At 70.4% G+C, this 20,791-nt stretch carries 14 protein-coding genes; 12 read left to right on the forward strand and 2 right to left on the reverse strand.

What is annotated here, in order from left to right; translation table 11 throughout:
- Positions 1-16 precede the first annotated feature (16 nt).
- From H0H10_RS32035 to H0H10_RS32075, 9 genes are all read left to right on the forward strand, one after another.
- Positions 17-943, forward strand: coding sequence for a carbohydrate ABC transporter permease (locus tag H0H10_RS32035; protein WP_188184667.1), 927 nt, complete (start codon positions 17-19; stop codon positions 941-943).
- A gap of 4 nt (positions 944-947) precedes the next feature.
- Complete coding sequence (locus tag H0H10_RS32040; protein ID WP_188184668.1) at positions 948-1,871, forward strand: carbohydrate ABC transporter permease; 924 nt, start codon at positions 948-950, stop codon at positions 1,869-1,871.
- Between the two features lie 196 nt (positions 1,872-2,067).
- On the forward strand, positions 2,068-3,279 hold the full coding sequence (locus H0H10_RS32045) for an ROK family transcriptional regulator (RefSeq protein WP_188184669.1): 1,212 nt from the start codon (positions 2,068-2,070) through the stop codon (positions 3,277-3,279).
- Between the two features lie 133 nt (positions 3,280-3,412).
- Positions 3,413-4,516, forward strand: coding sequence for a substrate-binding domain-containing protein (locus H0H10_RS32050; RefSeq protein WP_188184738.1), 1,104 nt, complete (start codon positions 3,413-3,415; stop codon positions 4,514-4,516).
- 166 nt (positions 4,517-4,682) lie between these two features.
- Positions 4,683-5,474, forward strand: a complete 792-nt coding sequence (locus H0H10_RS32055; RefSeq protein ID WP_188184670.1) for an ATP-binding cassette domain-containing protein — start codon at positions 4,683-4,685, stop codon at positions 5,472-5,474.
- Positions 5,471-6,766: a sugar ABC transporter permease gene (locus H0H10_RS32060; RefSeq protein ID WP_188184671.1), complete on the forward strand. Its 1,296-nt coding sequence runs from the start codon at positions 5,471-5,473 to the stop codon at positions 6,764-6,766. Before H0H10_RS32055 ends, H0H10_RS32060 begins: the two co-directional genes overlap by 4 nt.
- A 200-nt stretch (positions 6,767-6,966) precedes the next feature.
- The gene (gene dxs, locus H0H10_RS32065) at positions 6,967-8,898 is read left to right on the forward strand and encodes a 1-deoxy-D-xylulose-5-phosphate synthase (RefSeq protein WP_188184672.1); all 1,932 of its coding nucleotides are present in this window, start codon (positions 6,967-6,969) and stop codon (positions 8,896-8,898) included.
- 135 nt (positions 8,899-9,033) lie between these two features.
- Positions 9,034-10,557 carry an amino acid permease gene (locus H0H10_RS32070; protein ID WP_188184673.1) on the forward strand — a complete coding sequence of 508 codons (1,524 nt, stop codon included), beginning with the start codon at positions 9,034-9,036 and terminating at the stop codon, positions 10,555-10,557.
- Positions 10,558-10,637: 80 nt separating this feature from the next.
- Entirely contained in the window at positions 10,638-12,107 is a 1,470-nt protein-coding gene (locus H0H10_RS32075) for a glycosyltransferase family 39 protein (protein WP_188184674.1), read from the forward strand.
- Between the two features lie 477 nt (positions 12,108-12,584).
- On the opposite strand, the gene H0H10_RS32080 is transcribed toward H0H10_RS32075, so the two are convergent.
- Positions 12,585-12,959 carry a PIN domain-containing protein gene (locus H0H10_RS32080; protein ID WP_188184675.1) on the reverse strand — a complete coding sequence of 125 codons (375 nt, stop codon included), beginning with the start codon at positions 12,957-12,959 and terminating at the stop codon, positions 12,585-12,587.
- 81 nt (positions 12,960-13,040) lie between these two features.
- Between H0H10_RS32080 and H0H10_RS32085 the strand changes: the two genes are divergently transcribed.
- Positions 13,041-14,060 (forward strand): PLL family lectin, encoded by a 1,020-nt coding sequence (locus H0H10_RS32085; RefSeq protein WP_188184676.1) that lies wholly within the window; start codon positions 13,041-13,043, stop codon positions 14,058-14,060.
- Positions 14,061-14,192: 132 nt separating this feature from the next.
- Positions 14,193-15,311 (forward strand): PLL family lectin, encoded by a 1,119-nt coding sequence (locus H0H10_RS32090; protein WP_188184677.1) that lies wholly within the window; start codon positions 14,193-14,195, stop codon positions 15,309-15,311.
- Between the two features lie 34 nt (positions 15,312-15,345).
- Here the strand turns inward: H0H10_RS32090 and H0H10_RS32095 are convergent, their stop codons facing one another.
- Positions 15,346-16,434: an LCP family protein gene (locus H0H10_RS32095; protein ID WP_188184678.1), complete on the reverse strand. Its 1,089-nt coding sequence runs from the start codon at positions 16,432-16,434 to the stop codon at positions 15,346-15,348.
- Positions 16,435-16,806: 372 nt separating this feature from the next.
- Between H0H10_RS32095 and H0H10_RS32100 the strand changes: the two genes are divergently transcribed.
- Positions 16,807-20,769: a bifunctional glycosyltransferase/CDP-glycerol:glycerophosphate glycerophosphotransferase gene (locus H0H10_RS32100; RefSeq protein ID WP_309141940.1), complete on the forward strand. Its 3,963-nt coding sequence runs from the start codon at positions 16,807-16,809 to the stop codon at positions 20,767-20,769.
- The last annotated feature ends 22 nt before the right edge of the window (positions 20,770-20,791 follow it).

A 20,791-nucleotide genomic window follows, 5' to 3' on the forward strand; every position in this document is an offset into this window, starting at 1 on the left:
ATCGGGGTCGTTAGCCATGCAGCACGGCAAGTACCGGTTCATCGTGGGGTTCCTGGCGGTTCCCCTGGGGCTGTACGCGCTCTTCGTCGTCTGGCCGTTCATCCAGTCCATCTACTACTCGTTCACGGACTGGACGGGACTGAGTCCCGACTTCAAGATGGTCGGTTTCGACAACTACTCGCGGATGCTCGACGACGACATCTTCTGGAAGTCGTTGCAGCACAGCGTGATGTTCGCCCTCCTGGTGCCGTTCGTGACCCTCGGTCTGGCACTGTTCTTCGCCTTCATGATCAACGTGGGCGGGCGGCGCCGCCGGGGCGGGCCGGCGATCACCGGCGTCCGCGGCTCCGCCTTCTACAAGATCGTCTACTTCTTCCCGCAGGTGCTCTCCATCGCGATCGTCGCCCTGCTGTTCGCGTTCGCGTACAACCCGGACAGCGGCGCGATCAACTCGCTGCTGCGCGGGATCGGCCTCGACTCCATCCAGCCGCTGTGGCTGGGCGATCCGAACCTGGCCCTGTGGTGCGTGATGGCGGTGCTGGTCTGGTCCACGGTCGGCTTCTTCGTGGTCCTGTTCTCCGCGGGCATGGCCTCCATCCCGGCGGAGCTCTACGAGGCCGCGCTGCTGGACGGGGCCAGCCGCTTCACCACCTTCTTCAAGGTCACCCTGCCGCTGCTGTGGGACACCGTGCAGTCCGGCTGGGTGTACATGGGCATCCTCGCGCTCGGCGCCGAGTCGTTCGCGGTCGTACAGATCATGACGACCGGGCCCGGCGGACCCGACTACTCGACCACCGTCATGGTCCTGTACGTGTACCAGAAGGCGTTCCGTGACGGTCAGGCCGCCTACGCGACCACCATCGGCGTCGCCCTGCTCATCGTCACGCTGGCCTTCGCCGCCGTCGTGATGCGGCTGGGCCGGCGCGAGCGGCTGGAGTACTGATCAGATGAAGACGACCGAGACCCCCGCCCCCGTACCGGCCGAGTCCGGCGCCACGGTCCGCAAGACCGACGGCCCGGCCGGCGGCGCCCGGAAGACGAAGAAGGAGGGCACCACCCTCAACGTCTTCTCCCACGGCATCCTCGTCATCTGGGCGATCATGGTCGCCATGCCGCTGGTGTGGGCGGTGATGACGTCCTTCAAGGACGACGCCTCCATCTTCGGCTCACCCTGGTCGCTCCCCGACAAGCTGCACTTCGACAACTGGTCGCGGGCCTGGTCCCAGGCCCACATGAGCGACTACTTCCTCAACACCGTCCTGGTGGTGGGCGGCTCCCTCGTGGGCACCCTGGTGCTGGGCTCGATGGCGGCCTACGTGCTGGCCCGGTTCGACTTCCCGGGCAACCGGTTCATCTACTACCTGTTCATCGGCGGCATGAGCTTCCCGATCATGCTCGCGCTGGTGCCCCTGTTCTACGTCGTCGACAACATGGGGCTGCTGAACACCATCCACGGGCTGATCCTGGTCTACATCGCCTACTCGCTGCCCTTCACGGTGTTCTTCCTGACCGCGTTCTTCCGCACCCTGCCGACGTCGGTGGCGGAGGCGGCGTTCGTCGACGGGGCCTCGCACACCCGGACGTTCTTCCAGGTCATGCTGCCGATGGCCAAGCCCGGCCTGATCAGCGTGGGGATTTTCAACTTCCTGGGGCAGTGGAACCAGTACATGCTGCCGACCGTGCTGAACACCGACCCGGACAAGCACGTCCTCACCCAGGGCCTGGTGCAGCTGGCGGTCAGCCAGGGGTACAAGGGCGACTGGTCGGGACTGTTCGCCGGCCTGGTGATGGCGATGCTGCCGGTGCTGGCCGCGTACATCGTCTTCCAGCGCCAGGTGGTCCAGGGGCTCACGGCGGGCGCCCTGAAGTAGCCCTCCCGCACACCCCGCCCATGCCGCTCCCGCACCGCCGGGGGCGGCATGCGCGTGCGTGTGCGGTTGTGTGTGCGGGGCACCCGGATGCGGTTCAACCTCTTGACGGGAGGCGACCCGAACGGCTCAGCTTAGAGTTCACTAGTTGGACATGGACGGGGCCTCATCGAAGCGGCCCCGCGCGCAGGAGGTCGTCGTGGAGACTCCGGGGTCGCAGTCGTCGCTGCACCGAGCCAACCTGGAGCGGGTCGTACGGGCCGTACGGCTCGCCGGGTCGCTCACTCAGGCGGAGATCGCGAGGACGACGGGCCTGTCCGCTGCCACCGTCTCCAACATCGTCCGGGAGCTGAAGGACGGCGGAACGGTCGAGGTCACCCCCACCTCGGCGGGCGGCCGGCGGGCGCGCAGCGTCTCCCTGAGCGGGGACGCGGGCATCGTCATCGGCGTGGACTTCGGCCATACGCATCTGCGCGTCGCGGTCGGCAACCTCGCCCACCAGGTGCTGGCCGAGGAGTCCGAGCCGCTGGACGTCGACGCCTCGGCGGCACAGGGCTTCGACCGGGCGGAACAGCTGGTCAAGCGGCTGATCGAGGCGACCGGCGTCGACCGGTCCAAGGTCGCCGGGGTGGGCCTCGGCGTGCCCGGCCCGATCGACGTGGAGTCCGGGACGCTGGGCTCGACCGCCATCCTGCCCGGCTGGGGCGGCACCCGGCCCGCCGAGGAGCTGCGGGGGCGGCTCGGCGTGCCGGTGCACGTGGACAACGACGCCAACCTCGGCGCCCTCGGCGAGCTGGTCTGGGGCAGCGGCCGGGGGGTGCGGGACCTCGCGTACATCAAGGTCGCCAGCGGTGTCGGCGCCGGTCTGGTGATCAGCGGCAAGATCTATCGAGGGCCGGGCGGCACAGCGGGCGAAATCGGGCATATTACTCTGGATGAAGCCGGCCCCGTCTGCCGCTGCGGAAACCGGGGCTGCCTGGAGACCTTCGCGTCCGCGCGCTATGTGCTGCCGCTCCTCCAGCCGAGCCATGGCAGCGACCTGACGATGGAGGGCGTCGTGCGGCTGGCGCGGGACGGTGACCCGGGCTGCCGTCGGGTGATCGCCGACGTCGGCCGTCACATCGGCAGCGGAGTCGCCAACCTCTGCAACCTGCTCAACCCGAGCCGTGTGGTGCTCGGCGGTGATCTCGCCGAGGCCGGTGAGCTGGTGCTCGGGCCGATAAGGGAGTCCGTCGGCCGCTACGCCATCCCCAGTGCGGCGCGCCAACTGTCCGTGCTTCCCGGGGCACTTGGGGGCCGTGCGGAGGTGCTCGGGGCGCTCGCCCTCGCACTCAGCGAGATGGGCGATTCAACCCTTTTGGATGGAACCGCCACCGGCTCCCTGTCTGCCGCCACCCCTGCCTTCACTTAGAGCACGGATGGCACCGTTGTCATCTCGTTAAGGATTTACTTCTTGACGTCGCACGTGTGGCCGAGTTGACTTCCAGCCACCTCGGCCGCAACGACGCGGCCTCGTCAGGGAGGTTTCTGAAGTGAACACGCGTATGCGTCGTGCCGCCGTCGCCGTTGCCGCCACCGCGATGGCCGTCTCGCTGGCCGCCTGTGGCAGCGCCAAGGAGTCGGGCGACAAGAGCGACTCGACCGGCTCGTCGGCCGCCGCGAAGGGCGACGACATCAAGGTCGGCCTGCTCCTGCCGGAGAACAAGACCGCTCGTTACGAGAAGTTCGACAAGCCCCTGATCGAGAAGAAGATCAAGGAGCTGACGAACAACAAGGCGGAGATCCAGTACAACAACGCCCGCCAGGACGCGAGCCTCCAGGCGCAGCAGGTCGACACGATGATCACCAACAAGGTGGACGTGCTGATCCTCGACGCCGTGGACGCCAAGGCGATCAAGAACTCCGTGCAGAAGGCCGTGGACGCGGGCATCAAGGTCGTCGCCTACGACCGCCTCGCCGAGGGCCCGATCAGCGCGTACACGTCGTTCGACAACACCGCCGTCGGCAAGACCCAGGGCGAGGCCCTGCTCAAGGCCCTGGGCGACAAGGCCAAGAGCGGCCAGATCGTCATGATGAACGGCTCGGTCACCGACCCGAACGCCAAGCAGTTCAAGGACGGCGCCCACTCCGTCCTCGACGGCAAGGTGAAGGTCGGCAAGGAGTACGACACCAAGGAGTGGTCGCCGGACAACGCCAACGCCAACATGGAGGCGGCGATCTCGGCGCTGGGCAAGGACAAGATCGTCGGCGTCTACTCCGCCAACGACGGCATGGCGGGCGGCATCATCACCGCCCTGAACGCCGCCGGCATCAAGGTTCCGGTCACCGGCCAGGACGCCGAACTCGCGGGCGTGCAGCGCATCGTCAGCGGTGAGCAGTACATGAGCGTCTACAAGTCGTACCCGGAGGAGGCGAACATCGCCGCCGAGATGGCCGTGGCGCTCGCCAAGGGCGAGGACCTGAGCACGATCGCCAAGGACAAGGTCTCCAGCGGCAGCGCCAAGGACGTTCCGTCCGTGCTGGTCCCGGTGGTCTCGCTGACCCAGGACAACATCCAGGACACCGTCATCAAGGACGGCATCTACACGGTCAACGAGATCTGCACGGCCAAGTACAAGGCCGCCTGCGACAAGCTCGGCCTCAAGTAGGCGGTCGCGCGTCCCGTACCGCACGACGCGCGTACGGGACCGGCCGCACGCGGCTTCCGCCGGCGCCCCGCACACACCAGCCCCGCAAGCTAGGCGGGGCGCCGGACGGAACACCCACCCCCCAAACTCTCTGCACAACCTCCCGCCGGGTCAGGCGGCGAAGGAGATGGTTCACGTGTCCGCTACGCCCGTGCTGGCGTTGCGCGGGGTCTCCAAGCGGTTCGGTGCCGTCCAGGCGCTCACCGACGTAGAGCTTGAGGTCCACGCCGGTGAGGTGGTCGCCCTGGTGGGCGACAACGGCGCCGGAAAGTCCACGCTGGTCAAGACGATCGCCGGCGTGCACCCCATCGATGAAGGCGCCATCGAATGGGAAGGCAAGACCGTATCGATCGGCAAGCCGCACGACGCCCAGAACCTGGGCATCGCGACCGTCTACCAGGACCTCGCGCTGTGCGACAACATCGACGTCGTCGGCAACCTCTTCCTCGGCCGTGAGCTGAAGAAGTTCGGCGTCCTGGACGAGGTCGAGATGGAGCGCCGCAGCCGCGAGCTGCTGACCACGCTCTCCATCCGGATCCCCAGCGTCCGCATCCCGATCGCCTCCCTCTCCGGCGGTCAGCGCCAGGTCGTGGCGATCGCCCGCTCGATGCTCGGCGAGCCCAAGCTCGTCATCCTCGACGAGCCCACCGCCGCCCTCGGTGTGGAGCAGACCGCCCAGGTGCTCGACCTCGTCGAGCGGCTGCGCGAGCGCGGCCTCGCGGTCATCCTCATCAGCCACAACATGGCCGACGTGAAGGCCGTCGCCGACAAGGTGGCGGTCCTGCGGCTCGGCCGCAACAACGGCGTCTTCGAGGTCAAGACGACCTCGCAGGAGGAGATCATCTCCGCCATCACCGGCGCCACCGACAACGCCGTGACCCGCCGTGCGGCGCGCACGAACGGGGAGGTTTCGAAGTGAGCACCGACAAGACCTCCACGGCCGAGCAGGACGCGCACGCCGTCGAGAACCCCGAGGCCGCGGCCGCCGCGGTGACCGCGGTCGACCCGCGCCTGCTCGTCCGCGAGCAGGGACTGGCCGGCTACGTCGGCGAGTTCAAGCGCAAGATCAAGGCGGGCGAACTGGGCTCCATCCCGGTCGTCATCGGCCTGATCGTCATCTGCGTCGTCTTCCAGAGCCTGAACTCCGCTTTCCTGTCCGCGCAGAACATCAACGACATCACCGTCACGATGGTCGGCACGGGCATGATCTCGGTCGGCATCGTCTTCGTGCTGCTGCTCGGCGAGATCGACCTGTCGGTCGGCTCGGTCAGCGGCGCGGCCAGCGCCATAGCCGCCGTCCTCGCGGTGAACCAGGGCTGGCCCGAGTGGCTGGCGGTCCTCGCCGCGGTCGCCGCGGGCGCCGCGATCGGTGCCGCCCACGGCTTCTTCTTCGCCGTCCTCGGCGCCCCGGCCTTCGCGGTCACGCTGGCGGGCCTGCTGTTCTGGCTGGGCTTCATGCTCCAGACGCTGGGCGAGAACGGCACCATCAACCTGGACAGCGACGGCTTCATCGGCCAGCTGACCACGTACTTCTTCTCCGACGTGGCCGCCGCCTACGGGCTCGCCCTCGTGGTGACCGCCGTCTTCTTCATCACGTCCTTCCTCGGCAACCGCCGCCGGGAGGCCGTCGGCATCCCCTCGCGGCCGCTCAGCGACACCGTCCTGCGCACGGTGCTGCTGGCCGTGATCTCCTTCGCCGCGGCCTTCATGTACAACCAGTACAAGGGCCTGCCGCTGGCCACGGTGATCTTCCTGGTCTTCCTGGTCGCGACGGACTTCCTGCTGCGCCGCACCTCCTACGGGCGCAAGGTCTTCGCCCTCGGCGGCAGCGTCGAGGCGTCCCGCCGCGCGGGCATCAACGTCACCGCCATCCGGATCTCGGTCTTCGCCATCTCCGGCGGGTTCGCGGCCATCGGCGGCCTCTTCCTGGCCTCCAAGATCGCCTCCGCCAACCAGAGCGCCGGCGCCGGTGACCTGCTGATGAACGCGATCGCCGCGGCCGTCATCGGCGGCACCAGCCTCTTCGGCGGCCGGGGCCGCACCTGGAACGCCCTGCTCGGTGTCCTGGTGATCGTCTCGATCCAGTACGGCCTCCAGCTGGAGTCCATCGCCGAGCCGGTGAAGTACATGATCACGGCGGGCGTCCTGCTCACCACCGTGGTCATCGACTCGATCACCCGCAAGACCCAGAAGACGGCCGGCCGCGCCTAGCCGGACCGGTTCTTCCGACGGGACCCGCGCCCGGCACCGAGGGCGGTGCCGGGCGCAGCCGTGTCATAGGACGGTCACTTGATGGGTACGGCCGAATGCGTGACGTACGAAGCACCGCCCGGAGATGTTCCGCCGAGGCGGAACATTAGACTCGTCTGGCCCGGCAACAGCTCGATCAGCTCTACTGCAAGGAGGCACGGGTGCCGCTGCTGACCCGCATCACGGGACCGCGCGATCTGGACCGGCTCAGCCTGGAGGAGCTGGACCAGCTGGCGGGGGAGATCCGTGGCTTCCTCGTCGAGGCCGTGTCCAAGACCGGCGGCCACCTCGGTCCGAACCTCGGTGTGGTGGAGCTCACCATCGCCCTGCACCGCGTGTTCGACTCGCCCAGGGACAAGGTGCTCTGGGACACCGGCCACCAGTCCTACGTGCACAAGCTGCTCACCGGCCGCCAGGACTTCTCGAAGCTGAAGATGAAGGGCGGCCTGTCCGGCTACCCCTCGCAGGCCGAGTCCGAGCACGACGTGATCGAGAACAGCCACGCCTCCACCGTCCTCGGCTGGGCCGACGGCATCGCCAAGGCCAACGAGATCCTGCACCGGGACCGCCACGTCGTCGCGGTCATCGGCGACGGCGCCCTCACCGGCGGCATGGCCTGGGAGGCGCTGAACAACATCGCCGCCGCCAAGGACCGCCCGCTCGTCATCGTCGTCAACGACAACGAGCGCTCCTACGCCCCCACCATCGGCGGCCTCGCCAACCACCTGGCGACCCTGCGCACCACCGACGGCTACGAGCGTTTCCTGGCCCGCACCAAGGAGGTCCTGGAGCGCACCCCGGTCGTCGGCCGCCCGCTGTACGACACGCTGCACGGCGCCAAGAAGGGCCTGAAGGACTTCATCGCCCCGCAGGGCATGTTCGAGGACCTGGGCCTCAAGTACGTCGGCCCGATCGACGGCCACGACATCGAGGCCCTGGAGTCCGCCCTCGCCCGCGCCAAGCGCTTCGGCGGCCCGGTCATCGTGCACTGCCTCACCGAGAAGGGCCGCGGCTACCAGCCCGCCCTCCAGGACGAGGCCGACCGCTTCCACGCCGTCGGCAAGATCCACCCCGACACCGGTCTGCCGATCTCCACCTCCGGCGCCGACTGGACGTCCGTCTTCGGCGACGAGATGGTCAGGCTCGGCGAGGAGCGCGAGGACATCGTCGCCATCACCGCCGCCATGCTCCAGCCGGTCGGCCTCGACAAGTTCGCCAAGAGGTTCCCCGAGCGGGTCTACGACGTCGGCATCGCCGAGCAGCACGGCGCCGTCTCCGCGGCGGGCCTCGCCCACGGCGGACTGCACCCGGTCTTCGCCGTCTACGCCACCTTCCTCAACCGCGCCTTCGACCAGGTGCTGATGGACGTGGCCCTGCACAAGTGCGGCGTGACGTTCGTGCTGGACCGGGCCGGCATCACCGGCACCGACGGCGCCTCCCACAACGGCATGTGGGACATGTCGATCCTCCAGGTCGTCCCCGGCCTGAGGCTCGCCGCCCCGCGCGACGCCGACCAGGTGCGCGCCCAGCTCCGCGAGGCCGTGGCGGTGGACGACGCGCCGACCGTGGTGCGCTTCTCCAAGGGCGCGGTCGGCCCCGCCGTCCCCGCCGTCGGCCGTGTCGGCGGCATGGACGTGCTGCGCGCGCCCGGCACCGAGAAGCCGGACGTCCTGCTGGTCTCCGTCGGCGCGCTCGCCCCGATGTGCCTGGAGATCGCCGGCCTGCTGGACAAGCAGGGCATCTCCACCACCGTCGTCGACCCCCGCTGGGTCAAGCCCGTCGACGAGGCCATGGCCCCGCTCGCCGAGCGGCACCGTGTGGTCGTCACCGTCGAGGACAACTCCCGCGTCGGCGGCGTCGGCTCCGCCGTCGCCCAGGCCCTGCGGGACGCGGGCGTCGACGTACCGCTGCGCGACTTCGGCATCCCGCCGCGCTTCCTCGACCACGCCTCCCGCGCCGAGGTGCTGGCCGAGATCGGGCTCACCGCTCCCGACATCGCCCGTCAGGTCACCGGCCTGGTCGCGCGGCTCGACGGCGCCCGCTACGAGCGCCCGGGCGCCGACGTGGACTCGGTGGAGGCCGCGCGCGACTGACGTACCGCCGATGGGCCGGTCTCTCCACTCGTCCCAGTGGGGAAACCGGCCCATCCGCGTGATTCCACCCACGCCGGGGCATACGCACTAGGCCCCCTCTCGATCATGTCGAGGACGACAAGCGTGGGAGGACCCGTGAGCAGCACCCTCTTCAGGACCAAGAAGGTCGAGCAGTCCATCCGGGACACCGAGGAACCGGAGCACGCGCTCAAGAAATCCCTGTCCGCGCTGGACCTGACCGTCTTCGGCGTCGGCGTCATCATCGGCACGGGCATCTTCGTACTGACGGGCACCGTCGCGAAGAACAACGCCGGCCCCGCCGTCGCCCTCTCCTTCGTCGTCGCCGGCGTCGTCTGCGCCCTGGCCGCGCTGTGCTACGCGGAGTTCGCCTCGACGGTCCCGGTGGCCGGCTCCGCCTACACCTTCTCCTACGCCTCGCTCGGTGAGCTGCCCGCCTGGATCATCGGCTGGGACCTGGTCCTGGAGTTCGCGCTCGGCACCGCGGTGGTCGCGGTCGGCTGGTCGGGCTACATCCGTTCGCTGATGAGCAACGCCGGCTGGCAGATGCCCGAGGCGCTCGGCGGCAGGGAGGGCGCCGACAGCTTCGGCTTCGACATCCTCGCCGCCGTCCTGGTGCTGCTCCTCACCGCCATCCTTGTCCTCGGCATGAAGCTGTCGGCGCGCATCACCTCTGTCGTGGTCGCCGTGAAGGTGGCGGTCGTCCTCATCGTCATCGTCGCGGGAGCGTTCTTCGTCGACGGCGCCAACTACGACCCCTTCATCCCGGAGTCCAAGCCGGTGGAGGCGGGCGGTGGTCTGCACGCGCCGCTGATCCAGCTGATGTTCGGGTGGGCGCCGGCCAACTTCGGCGTGATGGGCATCTTCACCGCCGCGTCCGTCGTCTTCTTCGCCTTCATCGGCTTCGACATCGTCGCCACGGCCGCCGAGGAGACCAAGAACCCGCAGCGCGACATGCCCCGGGGCATCCTCGGCTCGCTGTTCATCTGCACCGCTCTGTACGTCGCCGTGTCGATCGTCGTCACCGGCATGCAGCACTACAGCCAACTGTCCGTCGACGCCCCGCTCGCCGACGCGTTCAAGGCCACCGGGCACCCCTTCTACGCCGGTGTGATCAGCTTCGGCGCCGCCGTCGGCCTGACCACGGTGTGCATGATCCTGCTGCTCGGCCAGACCCGGGTGTTCTTCGCGATGAGCCGCGACGGACTGCTGCCCCGCTTCTTCTCCGTCGTCCACCCGAAGTTCAAGACCCCGTACCGGCCGACCATCCTGCTCGGCGTGATCATCGCGATCGTCGCGGGCTTCACCAGTCTGAGTGAACTCGCCGAGCTGGTGAACATCGGCACGCTGTTCGCCTTCGTCATCGTCGCGATCAGCGTGATCATCCTCCGCCGTACCCGCCCCGACCTGCCCCGCGCCTTCCGCACCCCCTTGGTGCCGCTGCTCCCGATCGTGTCGGTGGCGGCCTCGCTGTGGCTGATGCTGAACCTGCCCGCCGAGACCTGGGTGCGGTTCGCGGTGTGGATGGCGATCGGCATCGTCGTCTACTTCCTCTACGGCCGTACCCACAGCCGTCTGGCGCGCGGTGAGGAAGAGGCCGGGGCGACCCTGGCCCATCCGGCGGACGGCGACTCCCAGTAGCCGTCACCGCTCACCGATAGCAGCCGTCCGCCCTTTATGCCCCTTTGGACGGCAAGTGCGGAGCCGGATAACGTCTGCGCATGCTCGCCGGGACCGTCGTACCGTCACGCACCGTATCCGGGCCCGGTGCCGGTGCCGGTGCCGGTGCGGGCGCCGGTGCGGGCTACTGGACGCGCCTGCTGCCGCTGCTCGCGGCCCTGGCCTGCGTCACCCGCGCCCCCTCCTTCGCACGTCCGCTGTGGAACCCCGACGAGGGCTATCTCGCCGTACAGGCCGGCATGCTGGCCCACGGCGGCGAGCTGTACGAGACGGTCGTCGACCGCAAGCCGCCGCTGGTGCCGTGGCTGTACCAGGCCGTGTTCGCGGTGGCCGGCCCCGACTCCCTGACGTATGTGCGGATCCTCGCGGTCCTCGCCCAGCTCGCCACCGCCGCGCTGCTCGCCTCCCTCGCCCGGCGCCGCTGGGGCGACCGCGCGGGGCGCACGGCCGGGGTGCTGTACCTGCTGATCTCCGTCGGACTCAACCCCGAGGACGCGCAGGCGGCCACGTTCGAGGTGTTCATACTGCCAGGCACGGCGGCCGCCATGTGGTGCGCCGACCGCCGCCGCTGGGGCGCGGCCGGTCTCGCCGCCGGCTGCGCCTTCCTGGCCAAACAGACCGGCGGCGCGGTCCTGCTGCCGGTGCTGTGGCTGTGCGGCGCCCGGCGGGGCGGACTGCTGCGGCTGGGCGCGGGGGCGGCGGCGCCGGTCCTGGGCGCGGCCCTCGCCACCGACCCGGCGGGTTTCCTCTTCTGGACGGTCACGGGATCGGGCACCTACGCCTCTTTCAGCGGCTCCGTGCTCCATGTCGCGGGCCGGGCCCTGGCCAACGCGACGATCCTCGCCGTCGCCTGCGCGGGCCTCGTCCCCGCCGTCCTGCACAACCGGCGCGCCGCCCGCACCGGCACGGCCGACCTGTGGCTGTGGCTCGCCGCCTCGGCCGGGGCGGTCACGGTGGGCCTGCACTTCTTCGGCCACTACTACCTGCAACTCCTGCCGCCCCTGGCCCTGCTGGCCACGGCCGCGCTGCGCGCGCTGCCCCCGGGCCGCCTGGCCGGCCCGCTCCTCGCCACGGCCTGCTGCTGCGCACTGTTCCTGACCTGGGGCCTGCTCGCGCCGCGCGCCGAACTCGACCACGCCCGCCGCGTCGCGGACGCCGCCGCCCGCCGCACCGGCCCGGGCGACCGGGTCCTGTTCTGGGGCATGCACCCCGAGGCGTACTGGTTCGCCGGCCGCGCCCCGGCCAGCCGCTACCTCACCGCGGGCCTCCTCACCAACTACAGCGGGGGCCGCGACGGCACCAGGACCGGGGAGCCGTACGCCGTCGAGGGCGGCTGGAGAACCTTCCGCGAGGAACTGGCCACGCACCCGCCGGCCCTGATCGTCGACGACTCCCGCGGCAAACCGTACGCCCCGGAACGGCTACCGAGCCTGCACCGCCTGCTGGCGGCGGGCTACGAGGAGGCGGGCACGGTGGACGGGGCGGTGCTGTATGCGCGGGAGGGGAGGTAGGGCGCGGCAGGGACCGGGGTGGACCGTGCCGGGCGGGGGCTGGGGCCTGCCTTGCGGGGCCGGCTTGGGGCAGTCGGGGCCGGGGGCCTGCCGTGCGGGGTTGCTTGGGGCAGGTGGGGCTGGGGCGCCGGATCGTTCGGGGGTTGGTCCGGGGTGGGTTGGGGTGCCTGCCCTCGCGGTGGTCTGGGGCAGGTGGCTCGGGGCGGATCGCTCGCGGCTGGTCCGCGGCGGGTTTGGGGTGCCTTGCCGTGCGGGGGTGGCTTGGGGCGGTGGGGCTCGGGGTGCCGGATCGTCTGGGGCCGGTTCGGGGTGGGGCTTGGTGCCGGATCGTTCTGGGCTGGTCCGGGCGGGCTCGGGGTGCCGAACCGCTCGGGGCCGGCCCGGGGTTGCGGCTGCGGTTGTGGGCGTCTGCCGGCCGGGGCCGGTCCGGACGCGGCGTCGGTCGCTGAGGCCGGACGCCGGGGCGCGCGCCCGAGGTCAGGCCGGGCGGACCGTTCGCGGTCCCGTCACCTGCGCGCCCAGCTCCGTCACCCGGCGCCGCAGCTCCCGGTCGGCCGTCACCACCAGGACGGGGCGGTCGCCGGCCCCGGCGACCAGACCGACCATGTGGTCGTCGCCGCTGCCGGGCGCGGCCTCCACCCGTACGCCCGGCACGGAGTCCACGCCACGGGCGGCGCCCTCGACGACGAGGACGATCTCCACCAGGCCCGACTGCCCCGGAACCCCGTCCTCCGCCAGCCGGTCCCGCAGCCGCTCCGCCGCCCCGCGCCGGTCCCGCCACCATCCGTCGGGCACCGACCCGACGACGTTCGCGGCGTCCACGATCACGAGCAGGGCAGCGTTGTCGTCCATGCCGCACAGGGTCGCACGGGGCTCCTCCGGCAGGTCGTACCCGGTCGGCGAGGCCCGACCGGTCCCGCTTAGAGTGATCCGGTGAACGGCGACTGGCTTCTCCTCGGCCGCGACGGCCGCCTCAGTGTCTACCTCCCCTCGGACGACGCCGCCCTGTGGCGTGCCGAACGCGTACCCGGCGGTGCCTGGGAGGAGCCGCGCAGGATCGGCGGCGACCAGCGACTGCACCCCGGCTTCGCGGTCGGCCGGGGCACCGACGGCTACACCCATCTGGCCGCATGGCGCCCCACGGGGACCGGCACCGCCACCCTCGTGCACTCCACGCACTTCCGGCCGCTGCTCGCGCCCCTGGACTGGCAGCCGGCCGGCCACCCGAACAAGCAGGGCGACCGCACCGGGACGCCGGCCGTCGCCGTCGACGCCCAGGGCCGCGCCCACCTGTTCGTGCGCAACGGTGGCGGCGGCATGAGCATGCTGGCCCAGAAGGAGAAGGGCGGCTGGGACCCCTGGCGGGACCTGAAGGGACGCAACGTCCAGGAGGCGCCCGTGGCCGTGACGGGCCGCTCCGGCCTGGTCGATCTGTACGCGGCCGTCCCCGGCGGGATCATGCACTGGCGGCAGGAGAAGCCGGGCGCGCGTCCGGTGCCGGCGGAGGGGACCGACGCGCCGGTCCGCCCGGGCACCCTCCGCGCCCTCGCCACTTCGGACGAGAACACGACCCTCTTCTTCACCGACGACGAGACCGGCGAGCTGTGCGCCTGGCGCCCGGGGGAGAAGGCGGTGCCCCTGGTGGCCGCTGCCGGCCCCGGCCCGGTCTCCGCCGTCCGCTGCGAGATCGACGGCCACGACTGCACGCTGCTGGCCCAGCGTTCGGCCGCCGGCCGCGTCGTCTTCGCCGCGTACCCCACGGAGCAGGAGGCGGTCGGCGCGGCGTGGACGGAGTCGGGCCCGGCGCTGCCGGCGGACGCGATGGTGTCGCTGGCCCTGGACGCCGACGGCCGGCTGGTGGCGGCCTCGCTCTCGCCGTCCACCGGACAGCTCCTGCTCACCCGCCGCAAGGACGAGCCGGGCCTGGCGCTCGGCGCCTGGCGAGCGGTCTGACGGCGGTTCAACGCCCGGGCGACCGAGCCATGGGGAACTGGTGAACGAACGGCATATGATGTTCCGCGTTCGAGCGTCGCTGTCCGTGACACCGACCGTGACACGGCGGGCTTGAGGAAGGTGCACCAGGCCATGCGGAGAAGGTCGGCAGGCCCCGTCGGCGCCCCCCGCCAGGTCGGGCCCGGCGCCGTGGAGCGGGGGCGGGAGACGCCGGGGTCGGCCCACGGCGACTGGCTCACCCTCGGACGGGACGGCCGGCTCAGCCTCTACGTGCCCACCGACGGCGGCCTGGTCCGCTGGACGGAGACCGCCGTGGGCGGCCCGGAGTGGAGCGGACCGCACTTCGTGGCCGTGGCGGGGCTGACGCACCTGACGGTGACGCAGGGTGCGGACACCTACGTCCACTTCCTCGGCCGCAGGGAGCGCGAGCGCGCCGACGGCGCCCTGGGCGTGGACATCGTGCACGCCATCCAGTACCAGACGGGACTGGCCTTCACGGAATGGCGCTCGCTCGGCAATCCGCACCGGGACCGCGAACAGGGCCGGGAGCTGGGCCGGCCTGTCGGGGCGGTCGCGGCCGACGGCACCGTGCATGTCTTCGTACCGAACGCGCACGGCGGTCTGTCGCTGCGCCGCGAGTCCCCGACCGGCAAATGGCGGGCCTGGGAGGACCTTCGGGGCAGCGGCATCGACGAGCCGCCCGCGACGGTCGCCCTCGCCGCGGGGCGGCTGGAGGTCTGCGCCGCCGCCGCGTCGGGCATCTTCGTCTGGCGGCAGACGGCGCCCGGCGGCGACTTCGACGGTCCCCAGGGCTTCGCGCTGCGCCCGACTCCCGGCACGGTCACCGCGCTGGAGACCGGGCCGGACCGGGCCACGTTCTTCTGGACCGACGCCGACGGCGGCGCGGCCGCATGGCGGGCGGGTGACTGGCCCGCCGCGCTCGGCGGATCGCCGGCGCGGCAGCCGTACGCGTCCCTGCGCACGGCGGTGGACGGCTACGACTGCGTCGTCCTCGCCCACCGGGACCGGGACGGCTCCGTCGTGCTCGGCATGGGCGGCACCGAGAACGAGGGCGGCGGATTCTGGTGGTACGGGCTGGGCGAGCCCTGCCAGGGCGTTCCCGCCCTCGCCCGGGACGGCCGCGGGCGGGTGGTGATGGCGCTGGTCGGACCCGACGGCGCACCGAAGGTGGCCCGTCAGGAGGACGGCGCCGGGCTCACCCTCGCCCGGTGGCAGACCCTCGGGCACTGAGCGGCCGGCGCCGTACGCCGCCTCGAACGGGAGGTCAGTCGCCCACCGCGGGCGACTTCTTCGCGGACTCCGGAATCTCGGAGTCCGAGCGGATGGCCTTCCACAGCTGGGTCGCCTGGGGCTCCGCGGCCACGACCCGGTTCGGATCGGTCTTGTCGTAGGCCACGGGCAGCATGATCGTCTCCATGGACGCGGGGTCGACCCCGTTCATGCTGCGGGCGAAGTCCGCGAGGCTGGTCAGCGAGGCCAGTTCGGAGTCGGTGGTGAGGGCCGAGGTCAGCGTGTCGGCGATCTTGTACGTCTTGGTGGGGCTGCCCAGCAGGTCCTGCCGCTTGACCTCGCTCAGCAGCGCGATCAGGAACTGCTGCTGCAGTCCTATGCGGCCGAGGTCACTGCCGTCGCCGACCCCGTGCCGGGTCCGCACGAACGCCAGGGACTGGGTGCCGTCCAGGGTGTGGGTGCCCGCGCTCAGGTCCAGGCCGCTGGAACTGTCCTTGATGGGCTCGTCGATGGTGACGGTCACACCGCCGATGGCGTCGACCAGTCCCTTGAACCCGGCGAAGTCGATCTCCATGTAGTGGTCCATGCGGACACCGGACATCTTCTCCACGGTCTTGACCACGCAGGCCGGTCCCGCCTGCGAGTACACGGAGTTGAACATCACGCGCTTCGCCTCGGGGAGGCTGGAGCCGTCGGACTTGGTGCACTCCGGGCGGGTGACGAGGGTGTCGCGCGGGATGCTCACGGCGACGGCCTGCTTGCGGCCCTCGGGGATGTGCACGACCAGGGCGGTGTCCGAACGGGCGCCGGAGACCTTGCCGGTGCCGAGCGAGGCGTTGTCACCGGCGCGGGAGTCCGAGCCGAGGACCAGCAGGTTCTGACCCGACGTCGGAAGCTTCTCCGGACGGTCGTCACCGAGGGCCTTGTCCAGGTCCACACCGTCGATGTTCCCGTTGAGGCCGCTGTAGAGCCAGTAGCCGGTACCGCCGACGGCGAGCAGCAGGACCACGAACGCCAGCAGGACGATGCGGCCCCAGCGCCTCCGGCCGCGTTGCGCGCGGCGCCCGCCGCCGGGCGCGGCCCTGCGGGCACGCCTGGGCCCCGTGGTGGTGCTGTGTGACATGGTGTTCGGTTCCTCTCCTCACGGGCTCCGCGCAGCGGAGTCGCAGGGCCCGGGTGGGGGGAAACCGGCCCACTATGCGGTCGTGTCAGTGGCAGAACTATATGCGCGCCGACCCATAGCGACTTTACGAGCCGGGAACCATAGCGCGTTACAGCGATGGATGCCACATTAACTGACCTTGACCATCCTTAAGGGTGACATAAGATATGGCGAACCTGTGACCGTGGTGAAGGGGGGCTTTCTCGGCGGTCAGAGGGATCGGTGAGGCCAGAGCGGCAAGGGGAAGCTGCGGGTTCACCGTAGGGGTGGGGCGTCCAGTCCGGACTGATGAATGGCCCGCTGGGCGAAATGTCTTGGTAGGAGTACGAGTTGGTGGATCGTCCGCGTCTGAGCATCGTCGTGCCCTTCCAGGACGTCGAGACCTATCTCGCAGAGTGTCTGGAATCGATCGCTCGCCAGTCGTTCCGCGACTTCGAGGTGATCCTCGTCGACGACGGCTCCACCGACGGCTCCTCGCGGATCGCCGCCGACTTCTGCGCGGCCGACCCCCGCTTCCGGATGATCCGCCAGGAGGCGCACGGTCCGGGCCACGCACGCAACACCGGGCTGCGGGCCATGCACCCGCAGGGCGAGTTCCTGGCCTTCGTCGACGGGGACGACGTCATCCCCGAATACGCCTACAGCTTGCTGATCCGCACGCTCGAGGAGTCCGACTCGGACTTCGTCTCGGGCAACGTGCAGATGATGAACTCCACCAAGAAGTGGCAGTCACCGCTGCACAAGGGACCGATGCAGAAGAACCGGCGCGGCACGCACATCACCCGGTTCGAGGCGCTCATCTACGACCGCACCGTCTGGAACAAGATGTTCCGGCGGTCCTTCTGGGACTACCACTTCATAGAGTTCCCCGAGGGCGTCATGTACGAGGACTCCTGGGTCAACATGTACGCCCACTTCCGCGCCGCCAAGGTCGACGTCATCACCGACATCGTCTACTTCTGGCGCCGGCGCGAGGGCGGGGCCGCGCCGTCCATCACCCAGCGCCACAGCGAGCTGTCCAACCTGCGCGACCGGGTCGCGGCAGTGCAGTCGGTCAGCCGCTTCCTGGCGGAGCGCCGCTCGCGCCAGTACGAGGAGAGCAAGCGCAAGTACGACCTCGCCTGCCTGAAGTCCGACCTCATGCTGCACCTCAAGGTGCTGCCGGACGCGGACGAAGAGTACCGGCAGGCGTTCATGCAGTGGGCCAACGAGTTCCTGGACGAGGCCGACCTCACCATCATCGACGAGCTGCCCGCGGACGCCCGCGTGAAGTGGCTGCTGGTGCGTGAGTGGCGGCTGGCCGAACTGCTCGACGTCATCGAGTTCGAGCGCCGCGGTGGCCCGATGCCCGTCCAGCGCCGTTGGCACCGCTACCTGAAGTACCCCTACCTCGGGGACCGGGAGGTCGGCCTCGACAAGAAGGCGTTCCGGCTCGACAAGGAACTCTCCCTGCACGGCTCCCTCAGCGGCGCCCGCTGGAGCACCAACGGCGACCTGCTGACCCTCACCGGGACCGCGTACGTGCGCTTCATCAACGTGCACAAGAAGCACATGTCGGTCAAAGCGATCGCCCTGCGGAACAAGAAGCAGGGGCGGATGGTCATCACCACCGCGAAGACCACCTACGCCCCGCAGGCCACCGAGCACTCCAACCAGAATCGTTACTGCTACGACTGGGCCGGCTTCGAGGCCCGGATCGACACCACCCGCCTCAAGCGCAAGGGCCAGTGGGTCGAGGGCACCTGGGACGTGGCCGCCGGCGTCCTCAGCCGCGGGCTGTTCCGCTACCGCGGCATCGACCGGGGCGGTGCCGGCAGCGCCGCCAACCCCCCGTACAAGTACGTCGACAAGAACACCCGCATCCTTCCGGTCTTCCTCCAGGGCAAGCTCAAGCTCCGCGTGGAGGTCGTGCGGTGCCGCATCACGGGCCACCGCCTGGTCGGCGACCAGCTGGAACTGCGGGGGGTCTACCTCGGCCCGAAGGTCCCGGAGTGGGGCAAGCTCCGCGTCACCAGTCTGAGCGGCGCCGGCCGGCACGACGGCAAGGTGTACTTCACCCCCGGCGGAGAGGGCTGGTGCACCTTCGCGGCCCGGCTCCCGCTGCGCTCCCTCGTCCCCGGCTTCCGCGCCGACGCCCAGGCGGACACGGACATCCCGCAGTCCTGGAGCATGGGCAGCAACGGCTGGAAGACGACCCTCCACGTGGAGGGCCGCAAGATGACCATCTACCCCGTCATGGCGGAGGAGACGACGGACGGGCACTACCGCATGCCCGCCTCGCTGCAGACCCGGGAGGGCGACCGGGAGGTCGTCGTCCACCGCAACGGCTCCGGCTACCTGGTGCTGTTCGAGCGCGCCACCCTGCCCACGGTGACGGATTTCGCCTGGCACGAGGACGGCTCGCTGGTGATCCACGGCCGGTACCTGGCCGCGGACCGGCTGTCGCCCCGGGAGTACCAGGACGCGCACATCGTGGTGCGCTCCCGCGCGCACGGCGCCGAGCGCGACGTCCCGCTGGAGTGGAACGGCAACGAGTTCCGGTGCGTCGTCACCCCCGCCGCCATGCGGACGCTGGCCGGTGACATCCCGCTCGCGGCCGGCCGCTGGGACTTCTTCCTGCGCCGCCAGGACCTGTCGTCGGTGGCCCGCGAGGACCGTCTCGAAGACCTGATGGTCAAGATCGAACAAGACCTGATCCGCTCGTTCCCCGAGGAGTACGAGGAGGACGAGCGGCGCTACGAACTCCAGGCCGAGGCCTACGACCGGCTGTCCCTGCTCGTCCATTCGGCCATGCCCGACAACGCGCGGGGCCCGTACCGCCAGAAGCTGCTGCGCACCAAGGCATATCCGGCGGCCAGGCGGCAGAAGGTGCGCCCCGCCGTCCTCTTCGACGCCTTCAAGGGCACCCAGTACTCGGACAGCCCCCGGGCCCTGCACGAGGAACTGCTCCGGCGCGGTACCGACCTCGAACACCTGTGGGTGGTGCGCGACGACCAGGTGCAGGTGCCGCCCACGGCGATCCCGATCCGCATGTGGTCGCCCGAGTGGTACGAGGCCCTCGCCACCAGCCGGTACGTCGTCGCCAACAACCACCTCCCGGACTGGTTCCAGAGGCGGGACGGCCAGATCGTCGTCCAGACCTGGCACGGCACCCCGCTGAAGAAGATCGGCCACGACATCGAGTCCATCCACTTCGCCGACCGGCGCTACCTGGAACGGGTCGAGAAGGAGGTGCAGAACTGGGACATGCTGGTCTCGCCCAACAGCTTCTCCACCCCGATCCTGCAGCGCGCCTTCGGCTTCCCCGGCGAGATGGTGGAGTCCGGCTACCCGCGCAACGACGTCCTGCGGCTGCCCGGCATGGAGCAGCGGGAGCAGGAGATCCGGCGGCGCATCGGGCTGCCCGAGGGCAAGCGGGTCGTGATGTACGCGCCCACCTGGCGCGACGACCAGTACTACGCGCCCGGCAAGTACAAGCTCGACTTCCGCATCGACCTGGCCGACGCCCGCAACCGGCTGGGCGCCGAGCACGTCCTGCTGGTCCGCCGCCACCCCAACGTCGTGGACCCGGTGCCGGGCGCCGGTGACGGATTCGTCTACGACGTCTCCGACTACCCGGACATGGCCGACCTCTCCCTGATCACCGACGTGATGATCACGGACTACTCCTCCCTGATGTTCGACTACGTCAACACCGGGCGGCCGATCCTCTTCTTCACCTACGACCTCGACCACTACCGCGACACCCTGCGCGGTTTCTACTTCGACTTCGAGAGCAGCGCCCCCGGCCCCCTCCTCTACACCTCCGAGGACCTGGTGTCGGCCATCGAGCAGATCGACCGGATCCAGGAGGTCTACGCCGAGCGCTATCGCTGGTTCCAGAACGAGTTCTGCGACCTGGACGACGGGTACGCCGCCGCGCGTCTCGCCGACCGGATGCTGGTGGCGGGCGGTGACCTCGCGCCCGGACAGGCGATGGCACCCGCCGTCGGCACCGTCGACACCCGGCACACGGGCCGGCCGATGACACCGGTCCAGGGTCCCGCCGGGAGCTGGTTCACCGCCCCTCGCCGGCCGGCCCGCCCCGAGCCCGGCCCGGCGCCGCTCAACGGCACGTTGCCCGCCCAGCCCGTCCCGGCACACGCCATCGCGCCGCAGCCGCAGCAGCCGTACCCGCACCAGCAGCCGAACCCGCAGGTGCCGGAGCTCATGCCGGCGAGGTTCCAGCAGCCGGGCGAACCGGTCGGGCAGCCACCGCTCAACGGAGACCGGACCTACGAAGGCGCGATCGTATGACGTCGGCGGCTCAGCCGGACGG

It is taken from the genome of Streptomyces griseicoloratus, assembly GCF_014534645.1.
GTDB lineage: Bacteria > Actinomycetota > Actinomycetes > Streptomycetales > Streptomycetaceae > Streptomyces > Streptomyces griseicoloratus.

Bases quoted from the DNA above. Each gene is read 5' to 3' on its own strand.
- H0H10_RS32075 (WP_188184674.1), top strand. From the start codon at position 10,638: ATGCTCGCCGGGACCGTCGTACCGTCACGCACCGTATCCGGGCCCGGT.
- H0H10_RS32055 (WP_188184670.1), top strand. From the start codon at position 4,683: ATGGTTCACGTGTCCGCTACGCCCGTGCTGGCGTTGCGCGGGGTCTCC.
- H0H10_RS32095 (WP_188184678.1), bottom strand. From the start codon at position 16,434: ATGTCACACAGCACCACCACGGGGCCCAGGCGTGCCCGCAGGGCCGCG.
- H0H10_RS32050 (WP_188184738.1), top strand. From the start codon at position 3,413: ATGCGTCGTGCCGCCGTCGCCGTTGCCGCCACCGCGATGGCCGTCTCG.
- H0H10_RS32035 (WP_188184667.1), top strand. From the start codon at position 17: ATGCAGCACGGCAAGTACCGGTTCATCGTGGGGTTCCTGGCGGTTCCC.
- H0H10_RS32090 (WP_188184677.1), top strand. From the start codon at position 14,193: ATGCGGAGAAGGTCGGCAGGCCCCGTCGGCGCCCCCCGCCAGGTCGGG.
- H0H10_RS32040 (WP_188184668.1), top strand. From the start codon at position 948: ATGAAGACGACCGAGACCCCCGCCCCCGTACCGGCCGAGTCCGGCGCC.
- H0H10_RS32080 (WP_188184675.1), bottom strand. From the start codon at position 12,959: ATGGACGACAACGCTGCCCTGCTCGTGATCGTGGACGCCGCGAACGTC.